This is a genomic window from Gordonia sp. UBA7599, assembly GCA_002477755.1.
Taxonomy (GTDB): Bacteria; Actinomycetota; Actinomycetes; order Mycobacteriales; family Mycobacteriaceae; genus Gordonia.
On record DLKD01000147.1, the window covers coordinates 1 to 15,206 of the forward strand.

Genomic DNA, 15,206 nt, shown 5'->3' on the forward strand with positions numbered 1-15,206 from the left:
CGTCGATCGTGATGCCCTGTTCCCGCTCACTGCGCAGCCCGTCCGAGAGCGCCGCCAGGTCGAGCTCGCCCTCGTCGTCGGTCACGCCTTCGATGTGGTCGGTCGGCAGGGAACCGGTGTCGTGCAGGATGCGCCCGATCAGCGTCGACTTCCCGTCGTCGACACTGCCGATGGTGGCCAGGCGCAGGAACTGGCGGTCGCCGTCGTGGCGGCCGGCCGCGGTGGCCTCGATGGTGGGTGCGGTCATCAGAAGTAGCCCTCCCGTTTGCGGTCCTCCATGGCAGCGCTCGACGTGCGGTCGTCGGCGCGGGTCTCCCCTCGCTCGGACACCGTCGCCTCTTCCACCTCGGCGATCACCTCGGGCAGCGTCGTCGCGGTGGACCGCACAGCCCCGGTGATGGTGAGGTCGCCGACGGTGCGGTAGCGCACCCATTCGGTGGTCACCGGCTCGTCGGGTCGCGGATGGGTGAACGGCGACACCGTCAGCAGGATCCCGTCGCGGGTGAACACGTCGCGCTGCGAGGCGAAGTAGATGGGCGGCAGCTCGATGTCCTCGAGTTCGATGTAGCGCCAGATGTCCAGCTCGGTCCAGTTCGACAGCGGGAAGACGCGCACCGACTCCCCGCGACGGATCCGGCCGTTGTACAGCGACCACGGCTCGGCGCGTTGCGCCCGCGGATCCCACTGCCCGAACTCGTCGCGGAAGCTGAACACCCGCTCCTTGGCCCGCGCCCGGTCCTCGTCGCGGCGGGCACCGCCGAACGCCGCGTCGAATTTGTAGCGTTCGAGTGCGTCGAGCAAGGTGCGCGTCTGCAACCGGTTGCGCGACCCCGACGGATCGGTCGTCTCCTCGACGCGGCCGGTATCGATGGACTCCTGTACCGATGCGACGATCAGCCGCACGCCGTCGGGGCGCTGCGCGGTCGGCGTGACCCGCTTGTCGCGGAAAGCGATGACCTCGCTGAAGTTGTGGCCGGTGTCGACATGCAGGATCGGGAACGGCAGCGGGTGCGGTCGGAATGCCTTCTCCGCAAGGTGCAGCAGGACGATCGAATCCTTGCCGCCGGAGAACAGCAGCACCGGGTTCTCCAGTTCAGCGACCACCTCGCGGATGATGTGGACGGCCTCGGATTCGAGGATCCGCAACGCGGGGATGTGGTCGATGTCGGTGGCGGGCGAGGTCGTCTGCGCGGTCATAGCGGGTATCCGTTCCGTTCGGCGTCGACGCGGTAGCGCTGCGCCCATTCCTTCGAGCGGGCGTTGGACTGGGGTTTGAGCGGGGGTGGCGGCGCGAGCGACGGGTCTTGGCCGAGTTCGGACAGCACGTGCGCCGTCGTGCCCGTCGGGTCTTTGACGAGGTCGCCGAACTCGACGCGGAACGGCTCGATCCCCTCCTCGGCGAACCATGCCCGCCATCGCTGTTCCTGGTCGGCGAGGATGCCGGCGAGGTGGGCGATGCCCTCGGCGCTGTAAAAAGCCTCCTCGTCGGGGACGCCCTCGTTGTGGAAACCCGACGGTTCGGGACTGTCCCGCCAGACGCGGGTCTGCACCGCGCGCCACATCGAGACGGCCTGCGCGACGAGGTCGTCGCGGTGCACGTGCACGAACAGCGGGTCGGTGCCGAGCAGCCAGCGCAGCGCGGTGCGCAACGAACCCGACGCGACGCGTGTGCGCGCGATCAACAGCGGTGTCTGGTTCCACATCAGCTTGCCGCCCCACACGCCGCTGGGGGTCAGGCCCTGCGCGAGGACGTCGGCACGCCACTGGTCGGCGGTGCGGGTGTCAACGGTTCCCGGGTCGGTGATGGCCAGCGCCCCGACGATCTTCTCGTCGTCGACCCCGGCGAACCACTCGCGCGGCTGCGGTGAGAGCGACGATGAGGCGAAGTACTGGAAGAACTCGCCGGGCCGGCCGGCGACGCCGGTGGCGGCCAGCGACTCCACCAGCAGTGTGCTCCCGCTGCGCTGGCTCGCGCAGACGAGATAGGGCCTCGGCTCACTCATGTCCGAAAACGATACGGAGCCCATGGGCCCCGGCACCGCGAAGAGAATTCCGATCAGGGTGAGCGCAACGTTCCCGGTCCGACGGTCCTATGGGTGCTCTTGCCGACCCCCTACCGCCAGGTTCACCCGTCCGTACCGACCGTCCCCGACGAAGACGGGATTCCGACGGTGAGCTCGCCGTCGAGCTCGCGTCGCGCACCCTGCGGCCGACGCGACGGCAATGGCTCTTCACCTGGGTCGATGACCTTGGAGCGGACCATCCACTCGCGCATGAAACGCTCGGCGACAGCGGTCCCCACCGCCTCCTCGGGCAACTCGTCACCGGTCTCGACGCGCCAGCGGGCCAACCGCCCGGCGAGATCGGCCGCAGTCTCGGTGTAGGCGGGGTCGCGGGCCAGATTGTTTTGCTCACGCGGATCGAAACGCAGGTCGTAGAGCTCGTGGCGGGCTCGCGGGACGATCGTGGATTGCGGATCAAGAGAGCGCGCCGACTCCGAGTCGGCGATGTCGAGCGGCAGCACCAGCTCCGGGCGGGGCGCGTAGTTCTCGATGTAGCTGAACTCCTTGGTGCGCACGGCGCGGATGGGGTCATAAGCGTCGTGGTAGGTCTTCTCGGTGAACAACTCGGTGCGGACCGGGTCCTCATCCGCACCTGTAAGCGCCGGCGCGTGCGAAACCCCGTCGACGTCGACGGGGATCGGCCGGTCGAGCAGGTCCAGCAGCGTCGGCGCCAGGTCGACGCCGGAGAACAGCCCGTCGTAGACGCGTCCACCGAGGGCCGATCGATCGCGCGGCGGCGCGATGATCATCGCGATCCCCGTGCCCGGCGCGTACAGCGTGGACTTCGCGCGCGGGAACGCGACACCGTGATCGGTGGCGAACACGATCCAGGTGTTGCGGTCCAATCCCAGGCGCGCCACAGCGTCGAGCAGTCGGCCCACCGCCGCATCGGCCTTGGTGATGGAGCCGTGCAGCCCGGCAAGGTCCGCGCGCACGTCAGGGGTGTCGGGGAGGAAGTCGGGAACACCGATCGCGTTGGGATCTGCGTGGTCGTATTCGTCGTCGGGATAGGGCCGATGCGTCTCGAAGAACCCGGCGGTCAGGAAGAACGGCTGGTCGGTCACGCCCTCGCGCTCGAGCCAGCCGATCGCCTCATCGGTGACGTAGTCACACCGCGACTCCGACACGTCGACGGTGTCGAAGCCCAGCGTCGTCGGATCGGTGCTCTCGTGCTGCATCCCGATCAACACCGTCCGGTACCCGCCGTCGGCCAGCAACGACGGCAGGGTCTGCACGCCGGGGTGGTAGGCGAAGCCGTGGTGGGCCAGGCCGATCAGGCCGTTGCGGTGTGGGTACTGCCCGGTGAACAAGGATCCGCGCGCCGGCGAGCACAGCGGCGCGGTGGCGTGCGCGTCGGTGAACAGGATCCCCTGCGCGGCCAGCCGGTCCAACGCCGGGCTCACCACCCCCTGTGCCCCGTAACACGGCAGGTGCCGACCGAGGTCGTGCCAGTGGATGAAGATGACGTTGGCCCCTGCGTCGCCCATGCGCCCATCATGCCCGACCCGATGAGTCGGGTCCGCGCACCGACCTGACCGGTCCGCTCCGCCGACGGTGATGCCCCGGTAGCCTGGGGCGACGATGATCCAGGAGGCTCGTGAGCGACGACGGCGGGGCCGCCCGCCCGGTCCCGGCGTCGACCCGCAGGAGCGACGGCGGCAGTTGCTCGACGCCGCCGAGTCGGCGATACGCGCGAGCGGGCCCGACGTCGGGCTGGCCGACGTGGCCGCGCAGGCCGGCCTGACCCGCTCGGCGGTGTACGCGGCCTTCACCGATCGCAACGCCCTGCTCGACGCGCTGGCCCATCGGCATGCGCGCCTCATCGTCGAGCAAGTCGTCACCATTGCCGGCGGGGTCGACGACCCGGCGGAGCAGACGCGCGCAGCGATCGGCACCCTCGCCACGTGGTTCGAGGACGAACCGGAGCTGGCACGGGCGCTGTCGGCCCACCTCCTGCCCGTGGCCCCGGCCGCCGACGGCATGGTCATCGGAACGCTCACCGGCATCCTCGTCGGCGGCTTCACGTCGCGCGGCCTGGATCCGGGCCCGGCGCAGACGTGGGCGCACGCCCTCGTCGGCGCCATCTCGTCGACGATCACATGGTGGTCGGCGACGCGCACCATCAGTCGCGACGAGGTCGTCGACCATCTGTTCCTGCTGATCTGGTCCGGTTTCTCCGGCATGGACACGCCAGCGGGCGACGCCCCGCTTCCTTGACGCCGACAGACACAAAAGACACACTGTCTTTATGGCTGGAAAGGTCAGTGCCGCAAGGGCTGCCGCGATAACCGGGGCCCAGAACTGGGACGCGGTTCGGGACCGCTACCCCGAGCATGTGGACGCGATGGCCGACGGGCTGCTCGTCGGCGATCCGCTGGCCGACGCCGTGATTGACGAGCTGTTCTCCGGCGCCGGGAACGGAGTGAGCGGGCCGAATGATGCCGGCGGCACCTACTCGTGGAACGACATCGTGTCGGCCCTCGACGATCCGCCCGAGATCGACGCAGAGCTGAAGGCCACCGCGCCCGCCTTCGCCGCTTTCCTCGAGCGGACCAGCACCCCGCCTCCATGGTTCGACGCGGCTCTTGCCCGCGCCGGCGCCGACGCGTGGTGGCGGTTCGGGTCGTTGCAGTCGAGCACCCTCTACCAGTCGCTGATCTACGGCTACCAGGCCCGCGGCTTCACCCGACCGCTCGCCGCGACGGGACGGCTCACCGAGGGGACGTTCGACCGCGTGCAGGCGACCGCCCGCTGGGTCACCCTGGCCACCGCCCCCGGGCTCATGGACGTCGGCGCCGGCGGCTGGGTCGAAACACTGCGCATCCGCCTGGTCCACGCGATGGTCCGCCACCACCTGCACGCCTCCGACGAGTGGGACGACGCGGTGTGGGGCGTGCCGATCAACCAGACGTACTCCCAACTCACCATCACCGCCGGTTTCCTGGCGCTGCCGCTGCGCATCGCCAAGGACTTCGGCATCCACTACTCGCGCGCCGACCTCGAGGCGATCACCCACCTCTGGCGCTGGGTCGGCTGGGTGATGGGCGTGGAGGACCGACTGCTGCCGACCAGCTACGACGACGCCGGCCGCACCTGGCGCATCTCCCAGGAGTTCGCGCTGCGGCCCCACGATGACGCCAAGACCCTGGTCCGCGCTCTTCTCGACGACGGTTTCCGTGCCGACCTCGGGCTGCCCGGACCGCTCAACGGTGCCGTGCAGACGGTTTCGCGCCCCTTCCTGCGCACGCTGTTCGCCGCGGTGTCCACCCGCTGGGTCGACCCCGACATCGCCTCGGCGATGGGGCTGCGCCCCTCTCCCCTTCACCACGTCGTCGACCTCGCACGTCCGGTCGTTCGGTCGCGGGAGCTGGCCCGCGCCATGGGGCTCCTCGGTTCGGAGCGCGACGTCGCCCGCCGCGAACTGCGGCTGGTCACCTGGCGCCTGGGCATCGACCTGGCCGACCCGAAGACCGTCGGGGCCCGCTACCGCGCTGCCGACGAGAACCGGATGGAAACCGTCGCATGACGGCGCGGTTCACGCTGACCCGCGTTCTCGACTGCCCTGCCGAGACCGCCTGGCGACTGCTCACCGACCCCGAGCAGATGAACAAGTGGTCCACCGCGCGCATCGATCTCGTCGACGGCGGTCCCGGCGACCGCCCGGACACCGCCGGTGCGCTGCGCATGGTGACGTTGCCCGACGGGAAGCGGAAGCTGCGCGAGGTCGTCGAGTATGCCGACGAGCCCCGGGAGTTCCGCTACCGCGTCTACGACGGCGGTCCGCTGCTGCTCGACCACCAGGGCGTCCAGTCGCTGACGCCGACCGGGGACGATCGCACCGAGGTCACCTGGCAGGTGTCGATGCGCCTGATCTCCGCGCCGCTGTCGCACCTGCTGTGCCGGGTGATCCGCAAGCAGGTCGGAGAGTCGATGGACCTGATGGTTGATCTGGCCGGCACCGGGATAGCCGCCGACTCCCCGTCGACGACGAGCGCGCCGACGGACCTGGCCACGCCCGGCTCCGCGGAGTTCGACGTGCTGCTCGCCGACGCCCAGGAATCGCTGCGGGCACAACGGGTGCTGGCCGACGAATTGGCCGCCGATGACGACCCCAAGCAGTGGTTCGCCCGCGTCTACCAGTACGTCACCGAAGAGATGATCTCCGCGGCGAGCGGCTCGGCCCACTCGTCGTCGACGAGCAGCGCGGAGGACTCCTCGTCGTCGGGGGCTATGGCACTGGACCACCCCGACTGGGTACTCGCCCTGATCCCCGTCTTCCACGACTACTACGAGCGCAACCTCACCGCCTACCGCACCGGCGGCGACGTGGAGCCGGCGTGGGCGAAAGCCTGGTCGACAGCGGAGTCGCGGGATCCCAAACGTCCCCACGTGCCGGTGATGAAGTGCCTGCTGTACGGGGTGTCCGCACACATCGACGCCGACCTGCCGCGCGCCCTGGCCGACGTGCACCGCGCACGCTACCCCGACGCCGACCTGCGCGCCTTCCGTCCCGACTACCTGCGATTGGCACCGGTGTTCACCACCGCGTCAGACCGGTTGCTTGCCGACCTGCCGCGCAGCCACAAGCCGTGGTGGACACCGCTGGCGTCCCGGGTGCACCCGCAGTTCCGCGACTCGATGCTCGCCCGCAACGGCTACGACGTCGGCCGGCACCGGGTGAAGACGTTCGCGCGGGCCGTCGACGCGGTCCACGCAGCCCTACCAGGGTCGCGGTAGCCTGCCGCGTTCGCGCTTCCAACCGGCGTGGCTGGCCAAGTGCCAGCGCCAGGGCACCGGCTGCAACGGCCACGTCAACGGGATGACCCGCTGCAGTCCGGCGTACGCCGCCTCGTCGACGCGGGTCCACCGGATCCCGAAGCGCTCGCGCACCTGTGGCGGCAGCCCGCCGTAGATGCTCAACCGCAGGCCGGGGGCCAGTGCAGCACGCACCGGCGCCTTGGGCAGCCACTTCCGTGCTCCCGGCGCCAGGGCAGGCGGTACCGGTAGGTGCGGCGATGCACTCATGTCCGGGATGGTCCAGCTCTCGATGACCTTCATCAGGTGGTCCGACGCCGGGTTCGGGGCGAGCACCTCGTCGCAGTACCTGTCCCACTCGCGACCGAACGCCGCCCGGTCCGGCGGCACCACACTCTCCGTCATCCCGTACCGGCGATACCACTGCACGCCCTCGGCATACAGCTGCTCGCGCTCGGCGTCAGTGAGCCGGTAATGCGAGTACCGGTCGACGAGTTGCTCCACCATCATCTGGAAGGTGGCATGGGCCCACCAGAAGGTCGTCGGGTTCAGCGCGTGGTAGCGCACGCCGTCGGGCTGCACGCCTTTGATGTCGCGGTGCAGGTCCCGGACCATCGTTCCGGTGCCTGTGGCCGGGTCGTCATAGACGGTGCCCAGGATCGGCGGCAACGAGCGGAAGACCCGGTCGACGGGATCGGCGAAGAAGTTGGAGTGCTCGATCAGCGCGTAGCCGATCGCGGGGTCCATCACCTGCAGCAGGCCCGCCGTGCCGCCGGTGAACGCGATCCGCATATCCCCGGCCCAGCGCCAGAGCAGCGAACTGGAATCCAACGGCGTCGACGTGACGGTGCCACTTCCTCCCATGCCGTCATCGTGGCACAGATCCATCGGCGTGCACCGAGACCCGGCCCGCATTCGGCGAAATGAGGCAGACTCAAGACCACACGACGCCAGGAGACGAGAATGCCCCGCAACCACGCCCACCACACCGCCTTCACCAACGGCTTCTACGTCGACGAGGGGCGCGACTTCGCGGTTCGGCTCCTGCTGGGGTACTGCGCATCGGGCGGCGCCGATGCCGGTGAGGTGCTCGCGACCATTGCCAACTGCCCCGAAGAACACGACCTCGACTGGTCCAACGCGTGGCTGGCCCTTGGCCGCCGCCTCGTCGAGGCCGGAGACGCCAGCAGCGCGGCGGGGCACCGCGTCAGCGCCGCGTCGGCCTACCTGCGCGCGTCGAACTACCTTTCCCAGGCCTTCGACGGGCTCGACGGCTTCGCCGACGACGAGCAGCGCATGCCGATCTTTGCCGAGCACCGCGCGGCCTTCGAGAAGTTCCTCGACCACGGCGACTTCACGGCGCAGCGCCTCGAAATCCCCTACGAGGACACAACCCTGCCCGGCTGGTACCTGACACCCAAAACGGGGCATACCGGTGCGACCCTGGTGACGATCAACGGGAGCGACGGCTCGGTGTCGGCACTGTGGTGCGCCGCGGCGTTCGGGGCGCTGCGCCGCGGCTACGGCGTCGTCCTCTACGACGGTCCCGGCCAGCAGTCCATGCTGTTCGAGCGCGGTATCGGATTCCGCCCCGACTGGGAGGCGGTGTTGCGGCCGGTCACCGACTACGTGCTGAAGCTGCCCGGCGTCGACGCTGCCAAGCTCGCGCTCTACGGCATCAGTCAGGCCGGCTATTGGGTCCCGCGCTCACTCGCCTTTGAGCACCGCTACGCCGCCGCGGTCGCCGATCCCGGTGTCGTCGAGGTGCGCACCTCGTGGTTGAAGTTCTTCCCCAAGCCGCTCATCGACGCACTCGACAAGGGCCGGGCGGAGTTGTTCAATCGGGAGATCAGTTTGGGGATGAAGTTCTCCCCCGCCACCAGGCGCATGTGGGACTGGCGGGCGCGGCCATATCCGCACGGGAGCTTCTACGACACGATGCAAGCGCTCGTCCCCTACACGATCACCCCCGCGATCGCCGAGCAGATCGTCACCCCGCTGCTGATCACCGACCCCGACCACGAGCAGTTCTGGCCCGGCCAGTCGCAAGCTCTAGCGGCGATGTGCCGCGACGGCATCGCCACCCTCGCCCGATTCACCACCGCAGAGGGGGCGGACTGGCATTGCCAACCGATGGCACGCGCGCTGACCGATGAGCGGATGTTCGACTGGCTCGACGAGAAGCTCGCGCGGTAGTCCCGCGGGTTCAGCCCAACGAGAAGGGCCGACCGTAGAAATTCATCATCTCAACGGCGTATTCAGTCTCGACCGCCACCACCAGCCTGGAACGGGCCTGGGCGTAGCCAACACAGCCTCGTAGGCCGATCTGGGAGTTGACGTAGCTCAGCCGGGCCGACTTGGTGTCGGTATACGACACGTACGAATCATGTCTCCCGACACGAAAGTCATCAGCGCCCTCCACATCGTTGATGTAGTACGCCTGCTGTTGCCCTGGGCCTATCGTCAGCGTGCCAGTGCCGCCCGCACCGAGATCACCCTCGTCACCGAAGCCGTCGCTGATCCCTAACGCACCCGCACTGCCGCCCATAGTGCCGCCCCGGAAATCGACCTGGCAGCCCACGACATACCCCGCCTGGATCGCGATCTCGCGGGGCATCTTAGAGACGTCGACGCGGTACTTGGCAGACACCCACACGTTGCGGTGCAACGGCGTGCCGCCCATGGACGGATTGATAGTGGCCCGTTCACCCGATCGCGCCACCGTGACCACTGTGCCATCGCCCATCTTCTTGACCTGCTTCAGCGCGGGAAGATTCACCTGTACATCCGCCATGGCTGCCGACGGCCTCAATACCAACGGCACAGCCACCACAGCACAGGCGACTGTGGCCATAATCGCAGCGCGTTTGATGCGCTCCGTCATAGCTGTCCCCAAATCCACTGATCACCGGTTCTCGTCTGACACCACCACAGCAGCTTCGACGGCGCGGCTTCACCAGCATCCCCGCGGCTTCCATGTGGCAGGCGACAGAACCGCGATTTGCCGAAACTCTTACATTCCATCAATGTTGTCGTCAATCTCAGTAACCGCCAATATCGGATACGCCGCAAATGGCCGATTAGCCCCAAACGTCAACGGCCGGGGACGAGCCAGCGCGTTCCAGATCACGCAATACTCCAAGGCTAGACCCAAATTCAGGCAATACCGACGAACTTCTGCACATCTCCATTTACGAATATTTTCTGACAAACGCTCTATGGACTAACGCCCACAATAGGGACCATAATCCACTGAGAGTGCGACCACTCATCATTAGCACCAACAAGGAGACCAACCCGCATGTACATCCGCCGCAACACCCAAGCCACCCTCACCAAGCCGACCGCACCCGGCCGCCCCACGCCGCGTGTGGCGCCGCTGGCATTTCTGGCCACCCCGCGTCGCGTGTGGCGCCGCTGGCGTTAATCTCGGCCCCCAGCGCCAGCGCCGCAACTGTGGTGCCGGCGCTGGGAAGAGGCCAAATCCGTTAGACCAGCCGCAAGACTTCATTTGCCGTCGACTCGACAAGGAAGGCCTGGTGTGTGGTGTGGTGACCCGACGCAAACCGAGAGAGCCCGGTGCAAGATCCGGACAATACCGTCGATATAGGCACCGGAACGTGCGGTAATTCGGACAATTCTACCAGTTTGGCAAAATAGTCACGACCCACATCGACCAAGTTTGATTGATTGACGCTCATGATTAGGTTCATAATCAAGCTTTGAGCGTGTGACTGCACTCACGAGCTCGGCACAAGGAGACCCCATGTACATCCGCCGCAACACCCAAGCCACCCTCACCAAACCCACCGCCACCGACCGGTCCCGCCGCACCAACCCGTTCGGCCCACTAGCGACCCCACGCCCCGTGTGGCGCCGCTACCGCTAGTAACCGCCCCACACCGTCATGGCGGCGATGGGGCCGCCAACCAAACAAGACCCGCAGGCCGGTTGTGAAAACTCACAACCGGCCTGCAAGCGCCTACCTCAGATCGAGCCCACCCCACACCCTCGGCCCCGCTGGTTCAGTGACCGCCGCGGATGAGTTCGGCGATCTCCACGCGATCGGCGACGTCGAGCTTGGCGCACGTCCGGTAGACATGTCCCTCGACCGTGCGCACGGACACGTACAGCCGGTCGGCGATCTCCTTGTTGCTCAACCCGGCGGCTACGAGGTTGGCGATCTCGCGCTCACGCGCCGTCAGCGGCAGCGGCTGGGCCGCGGTCACCAGCGCCGGAGTCCGCGCACCGCCGCACTGCGCGGCCAACCGGTTGGCCAGCGACGCCGCGGCGACCGACGCCGCGCGGGCGCCGTTCTCCGCGTGCACAACACTGGCCTGGGCTGACGCATCTGCGGCGGCAAGCTTGTAACCGAGCTGTTCGAACTCGTCGCACACCGCATCGAGGGCGCCAGCATCAGCGTCGGCAACCGCGCGCGCATGCCGTGCGTACACCCCGATGAGCGGGCCGTCGAGCTGCTCGGCTAGCTCGGCCAACCGCTCCACCGACGACGGGGAGGTGTACCCGAACCGAGCCGCAAGATGCCACGCCTCGCCCTCGATCGCTATTTGGCCACTCGCGGCGGCAGTACTCGCCGCCTCCACCGCCAAGTCCGCGGCACGGCTGAACATCCCCTCGCCCGCCGCCTGCAACGCGACGGCAATGGCGAGACTCGGACCGAACACCGCGACGTGCTCGTCATAGGTGGCGCGCGCCGTGTCCAACGCGACCCGGGCGTCCTCACCCCGCCCCAGAGCGGACAGTGCCATGACCCGCAGGATGAATGCGGGGTAGCTCCACGAAGCAGCCGCCCCACCCTCCCCGAGGGCGGCCAGCGTCTGATCCAAGCGCGCCACCGCGATGGGCAAGTCGCCCCGCATGACGGAGACCTCCGCGGCGTGGATCCCCGAGAGCGCCCACCCCAGATAGTGCCCGGCCGAGGAGAAGTCGAGATAGCGCTGCGCCGCCTTCTCCGCGTCGTCGAGGTGTCCTGGCAAGGTCAGTGCGAGGATCTCACCGAATCCGGCGGGAAACCGCAGCAAGCCGTCGGTGACCCGCTCGGCGTCGCGGGCCTTCGCGGCCAGTGCGGCGACCTCGTCACCCCGCCCGACCAACGCCCGCGACAGACTGCCGCCGAACACCGCCCATTCGACCGCCCACGGCGTGGCCGCCGGGTCGGCGAGCACCTCGTCGGATAGGGCGATCGCCTCATCGAGACGGTTGGTGAACAGCGCCATCGCCGAGGTGAGGCCCTTGACGATCAGCGCCAGCCAGGGCTCGGTCACGCGGCCGGCGACCAAGTCGAGCACGTCGGCCGCCCGCTGGGCGTCGCCCATCGCCCAGAACAGGTTGCCGATCCGCAACAGCCCCCAACGGACGAGCTCGATCTGGTCGAAATCATCCGGGTCGAACTCGGCGAGGGCCTTCTCCGCGTCGTCGGCCCGGCCTTGCCACATCAGCGCACGCGCCAGTGGCTCGACCGCACCGAGCCCGCCGCCCGCCTCGACCGCCGCCTGGGCGAAACGCTGCGCCATCGGGATATTCGCCAGGGTGAGCGCCTCGCGAGCGGCCGCAGCCAGGTCGTTGGCGGAGATCGTCACGTCGCTGTCGAGTCCCAGATCCGCGATGAGGATGCGGTCGGCGGCCGAATCGGCGCCTTGCGCCTGCAGGACCGAGACGAGCTTGCCGCGCAGCCGACGGGCCTTGAGCGAGCCGAGCCGGCGGCGGATGACCTCCCCGAACAACGGGTGGGTGTAGCGCACGCCCAGCACCGATCCCTGGCGTGCAATGCCGACCAGGTCGAGGGCCTCCGCGCGCTCCACGGCTGACTCGCCGGTCAACTCGACCAGTACGTCCAACGATGCGGGCTCGCACAGACTCAGGTACTCCAGCACCGCGAGCACCTCGTCGTCGAGCCGGTCGATGCGTCCCTCGAGCAAAGAGGCTAGTTCCGACGTGATGGCTGTGCGGCCGCGCAACTGCCAGACACCCTTCGACTCACGCAGGGTGCCCGCCTCGATCGCCCCGTCGACGAGGTGGCGCAGGAACAGCGCGTTGCCGCCCGACGCGTCCCACATCAGATCGGCTGACAAACCCTCCAGCCGACCGCCGAGGACGGACTCGACGAGTTCGACGCTCTGCTCCTTGGTGAACGGGGCCAGCGTCAGCCGCAACAGGTGGCGGTCTTTCCACAACGACGTCACCGCATCGGGCACGGTCTCACCGCTGCGAACCGTCGCAACGATATGCACAGCACGGTCGATCGCCAACTGATGCAGCAACGTGGCCGACAACTCGTCGAGCAGGTGCGCGTCATCAACTCCGATGATGGTCTGACCGTCGGAAAGCAGCGATTGGCGGGCCGCAGAGAGGTAGGCGACGGGATCGGAACTGGCCGACGGACCGACCAGGTGCGCGAACACTCCCAACGGGATCGATCGCGCCGATTCGGTACCGGCCACCCACCGCGCACCGCCGAGTTCGGCGGTGACCAGGCGGGCCAACGTCGTCTTGCCGACGCCGGCATCGCCGGTCAGGATGATGCCGCAGGCCTCGCCATTGCCGACCAACGCATCACGAATCATCTGGAACTCGTTGGCGCGCTCCACGATCGGCCAGTCGGCGGGCATGCATGAATGATAGGTCGCCCTGCCTGGCAGCGCGGGCCAACGGCCCAGTTGTTGGACGCTTGTCCAACCGTATTCGGGTCCTACTTCTCCCAGCCGATGTCCTCGACGGGGCCGACGTAGAACATGCCGGCACCGTAATTGGCCAGACGCTTCTTCACCGCAACCATCGTCGGGCCGTTGAATAGCGGCAAGTTGGAGAACTGCCGGAAGGCCTGGGCCTCAACGTCGTTGCCCACCCGGATCTGTTCGGCAGGGTCAGCGATCTGCTGAACCCGCCGAATCTGAGCGTCGAGTTCCGGGGTCCCCGCACCAGACCGGTTCAACTGAGAATTGGCGCACCAGATTTGGCACAGATATGCCATGCCGAAGGGATCCGACGACGAGTAGCTCATCGAGAACAGGTCGAACTCCCTGCCGATATACACCTTGGAGAAGTCGGCGGAGGCCCGCACCGTGATCGTCATGTCGACGCCGATCTCGCGAAGCATCGCCTGCATCGCCCGGGCCAGGTTGGTGGTCGTCGCATCGTCGCCCAGGATGGGCATGGTCAGCGACAACTGCTGGCCGGCGCGTCGCCGAACGCCCGACGAGTCGGCGCGCCACCCGGCTTCGTCGAGGAGTTGTCGTGCCCGGTTCTGGTCATAGGCCCCGACCCCGCCCAAGTTGTCTCGATACCTCGGCTGGAACGGGTACAACAGGAATGACCCCGGCGGATCCTCGCTGTAGCCCAGGCCGGTGAAGCGGATGCGCGCCAAGGTAGCGCGGTCGAGGCCGCGGAAAATCGCCTCGCGCACCCGGATGTCGCGCAGGATGGGTGTCGCGAGATTGAGGACCAGCAGGGTCGTCGAAGGGGTCGACGACACTCGGACGTCGATATCGGGCATCGTGGCAACCTGCGCCCGTGAATCCTTGCTACCCACGCCGGTCGCGTCGAGTTCGCCGTTGCGGAACGCGTTGAGCCCCGCCTGTGGCTCCATCTGGCGGAACACCCGGCGGTCCAGCTTGCCCCGCTTGCCCCACCACTTGGGGTTGCGCTCGAAGACGACGATCCCGGCGTTTCGGTCGTAGGACGCGAGCGTGTACGGCCCGGCTCCGAGTTCTGGACGCGGGTTCTGGATGTAGGAGCGGTTGAAGTCCTCGTGCGTCGCGATCTTCGGGTGCAGCAGTGTGTTGAACAGCCCGTCGGGCCACGCCCAGATCCCGCGGAACCGCACGACCGCCTGCTTGTCGTCGACACCGCGCGTCACCGATTCAATCTGGTCGTAGCCGTCGGTGCTACTCGCGATGTAGTTCGGATCGGTCCCTCGATTGAGCCGCCAGGTGTTCTCGAAGGCCCGCCAGTCGATGGGCGTGCCGTCGTTGTAGGTCGCGCGCGGGTTGATCGTGTAAGTGACCACCGTCTGACCGCCGTCGACCGCCTTGTGCACGTCGGTGAGGTAGTCGCGGTTGAAGGAGTACACGCCGTCGGGGGTGAAGAAGGCGAGCACGGGGTTGTACCAACGCCACATCATCAACGAGTAGCCCGTGCCGTCGGCCTGGAACGTGTTCCACTGCGGGGAGACCTCGGTCAGGGCCGTCGTCAGGGTGCCACCGTCGCGCAGGTTCTCCCGAGGCTGCGGGTTCAGTTGGGCCTGGCCCGGTTCGAAAGAGTTGCCGGCCGACATGTCGACGCCGCACCCGGTGACCAGTGCGACGACTGCGAGTGCGACGACGGCCAGGCGTGCGATGCGCATATCCCGCCCCTCACGTCCCACCCACC

General features: G+C 67.9%; 12 protein-coding genes. 4 read left to right on the forward strand and 8 right to left on the reverse strand.

Annotation, left to right across the window (positions count from 1 at the left end):
* The 4 genes from B4L26_RS17335 to B4L26_RS17350 all read right to left on the reverse strand — a co-directional run.
* A partial coding sequence (locus tag B4L26_RS17335) for a GTP-binding protein (RefSeq protein WP_290720859.1) occupies positions 1 to 247 on the reverse strand: 247 nt, incomplete at its 3' end.
* Positions 247 to 1,197: a sulfate adenylyltransferase subunit CysD gene (gene cysD / locus B4L26_RS17340; RefSeq protein ID WP_290720860.1), complete on the reverse strand. Its 951-nt coding sequence runs from the start codon at positions 1,195 to 1,197 to the stop codon at positions 247 to 249. The genes B4L26_RS17335 and cysD, both read right to left, overlap by 1 nt.
* The gene (stf0, locus tag B4L26_RS17345; protein WP_290720862.1) at positions 1,194 to 2,003 is read right to left on the reverse strand and encodes a trehalose 2-sulfotransferase; all 810 of its coding nucleotides are present in this window, start codon (positions 2,001 to 2,003) and stop codon (positions 1,194 to 1,196) included. Before stf0 ends, cysD begins: the two co-directional genes overlap by 4 nt.
* 122 nt (positions 2,004 to 2,125) lie before the next feature.
* Positions 2,126 to 3,550 carry a sulfatase family protein gene (locus B4L26_RS17350; protein ID WP_290720864.1) on the reverse strand — a complete coding sequence of 475 codons (1,425 nt, stop codon included), beginning with the start codon at positions 3,548 to 3,550 and terminating at the stop codon, positions 2,126 to 2,128.
* A gap of 94 nt (positions 3,551 to 3,644) precedes the next feature.
* Here B4L26_RS17350 and B4L26_RS17355 point away from each other — a divergent pair, with 94 nt between their 5' ends.
* The 3 genes from B4L26_RS17355 to B4L26_RS17365 are packed head-to-tail and all read left to right on the forward strand — an operon-like array spanning position 3,645 to position 6,800.
* Positions 3,645 to 4,280 (forward strand): TetR/AcrR family transcriptional regulator, encoded by a 636-nt coding sequence (locus B4L26_RS17355; protein WP_290720866.1) that lies wholly within the window; start codon positions 3,645 to 3,647, stop codon positions 4,278 to 4,280.
* A 31-nt stretch (positions 4,281 to 4,311) separates the two neighbouring features.
* Positions 4,312 to 5,589, forward strand: a complete 1,278-nt coding sequence (locus B4L26_RS17360; RefSeq protein ID WP_290720869.1) for an oxygenase MpaB family protein — start codon at positions 4,312 to 4,314, stop codon at positions 5,587 to 5,589.
* A complete protein-coding gene (locus B4L26_RS17365; RefSeq protein WP_290720872.1) occupies positions 5,586 to 6,800 on the forward strand; it encodes an SRPBCC family protein in 1,215 nt (404 codons plus the stop codon). The genes B4L26_RS17360 and B4L26_RS17365 overlap by 4 nt, the downstream gene beginning before the upstream one ends.
* Here the strand turns inward: B4L26_RS17365 and B4L26_RS17370 are convergent.
* Positions 6,783 to 7,682 carry an oxygenase MpaB family protein gene (locus B4L26_RS17370; protein ID WP_290720875.1) on the reverse strand — a complete coding sequence of 300 codons (900 nt, stop codon included), beginning with the start codon at positions 7,680 to 7,682 and terminating at the stop codon, positions 6,783 to 6,785. The two genes, B4L26_RS17365 and B4L26_RS17370, sit on opposite strands and share 18 nt — an antisense overlap.
* 99 nt (positions 7,683 to 7,781) lie before the next feature.
* On the opposite strand from B4L26_RS17370, the gene B4L26_RS17375 reads away from it, so the two are divergent.
* Positions 7,782 to 9,014, forward strand: a complete 1,233-nt coding sequence (locus B4L26_RS17375) for an alpha/beta hydrolase family protein (protein WP_290720876.1) — start codon at positions 7,782 to 7,784, stop codon at positions 9,012 to 9,014.
* A gap of 10 nt (positions 9,015 to 9,024) precedes the next feature.
* On the opposite strand, the gene B4L26_RS17380 is transcribed toward B4L26_RS17375, so the two are convergent.
* The 3 genes from B4L26_RS17380 to B4L26_RS17390 form a co-directional block, all read right to left on the reverse strand.
* Positions 9,025 to 9,702, reverse strand: a complete 678-nt coding sequence (locus tag B4L26_RS17380) for an MspA family porin (RefSeq protein WP_290720879.1) — start codon at positions 9,700 to 9,702, stop codon at positions 9,025 to 9,027.
* A 1,141-nt stretch (positions 9,703 to 10,843) separates the two neighbouring features.
* On the reverse strand, positions 10,844 to 13,447 hold the full coding sequence (locus B4L26_RS17385; protein ID WP_290720882.1) for a helix-turn-helix transcriptional regulator: 2,604 nt from the start codon (positions 13,445 to 13,447) through the stop codon (positions 10,844 to 10,846).
* Positions 13,448 to 13,527: 80 nt separating this feature from the next.
* Entirely contained in the window at positions 13,528 to 15,180 is a 1,653-nt protein-coding gene (locus B4L26_RS17390; RefSeq protein WP_290720885.1) for an ABC transporter family substrate-binding protein, read from the reverse strand.
* Positions 15,181 to 15,206 lie beyond the last annotated feature (26 nt).

Coding starts and splice junctions, on each gene's coding strand:
- B4L26_RS17350 (WP_290720864.1), bottom strand. CDS start 3,550: ATGGGCGACGCAGGGGCCAACGTCATCTTCATCCACTGGCACGACCTC.
- cysD (WP_290720860.1), bottom strand. CDS start 1,197: ATGACCGCGCAGACGACCTCGCCCGCCACCGACATCGACCACATCCCC.
- B4L26_RS17355 (WP_290720866.1), top strand. CDS start 3,645: ATGATCCAGGAGGCTCGTGAGCGACGACGGCGGGGCCGCCCGCCCGGT.
- B4L26_RS17370 (WP_290720875.1), bottom strand. CDS start 7,682: ATGGGAGGAAGTGGCACCGTCACGTCGACGCCGTTGGATTCCAGTTCG.
- B4L26_RS17365 (WP_290720872.1), top strand. CDS start 5,586: ATGACGGCGCGGTTCACGCTGACCCGCGTTCTCGACTGCCCTGCCGAG.
- stf0 (WP_290720862.1), bottom strand. CDS start 2,003: ATGAGTGAGCCGAGGCCCTATCTCGTCTGCGCGAGCCAGCGCAGCGGG.
- B4L26_RS17380 (WP_290720879.1), bottom strand. CDS start 9,702: ATGACGGAGCGCATCAAACGCGCTGCGATTATGGCCACAGTCGCCTGT.
- B4L26_RS17385 (WP_290720882.1), bottom strand. CDS start 13,447: ATGCCCGCCGACTGGCCGATCGTGGAGCGCGCCAACGAGTTCCAGATG.
- B4L26_RS17390 (WP_290720885.1), bottom strand. CDS start 15,180: ATGCGCATCGCACGCCTGGCCGTCGTCGCACTCGCAGTCGTCGCACTG.
- B4L26_RS17360 (WP_290720869.1), top strand. CDS start 4,312: ATGGCTGGAAAGGTCAGTGCCGCAAGGGCTGCCGCGATAACCGGGGCC.
- B4L26_RS17375 (WP_290720876.1), top strand. CDS start 7,782: ATGCCCCGCAACCACGCCCACCACACCGCCTTCACCAACGGCTTCTAC.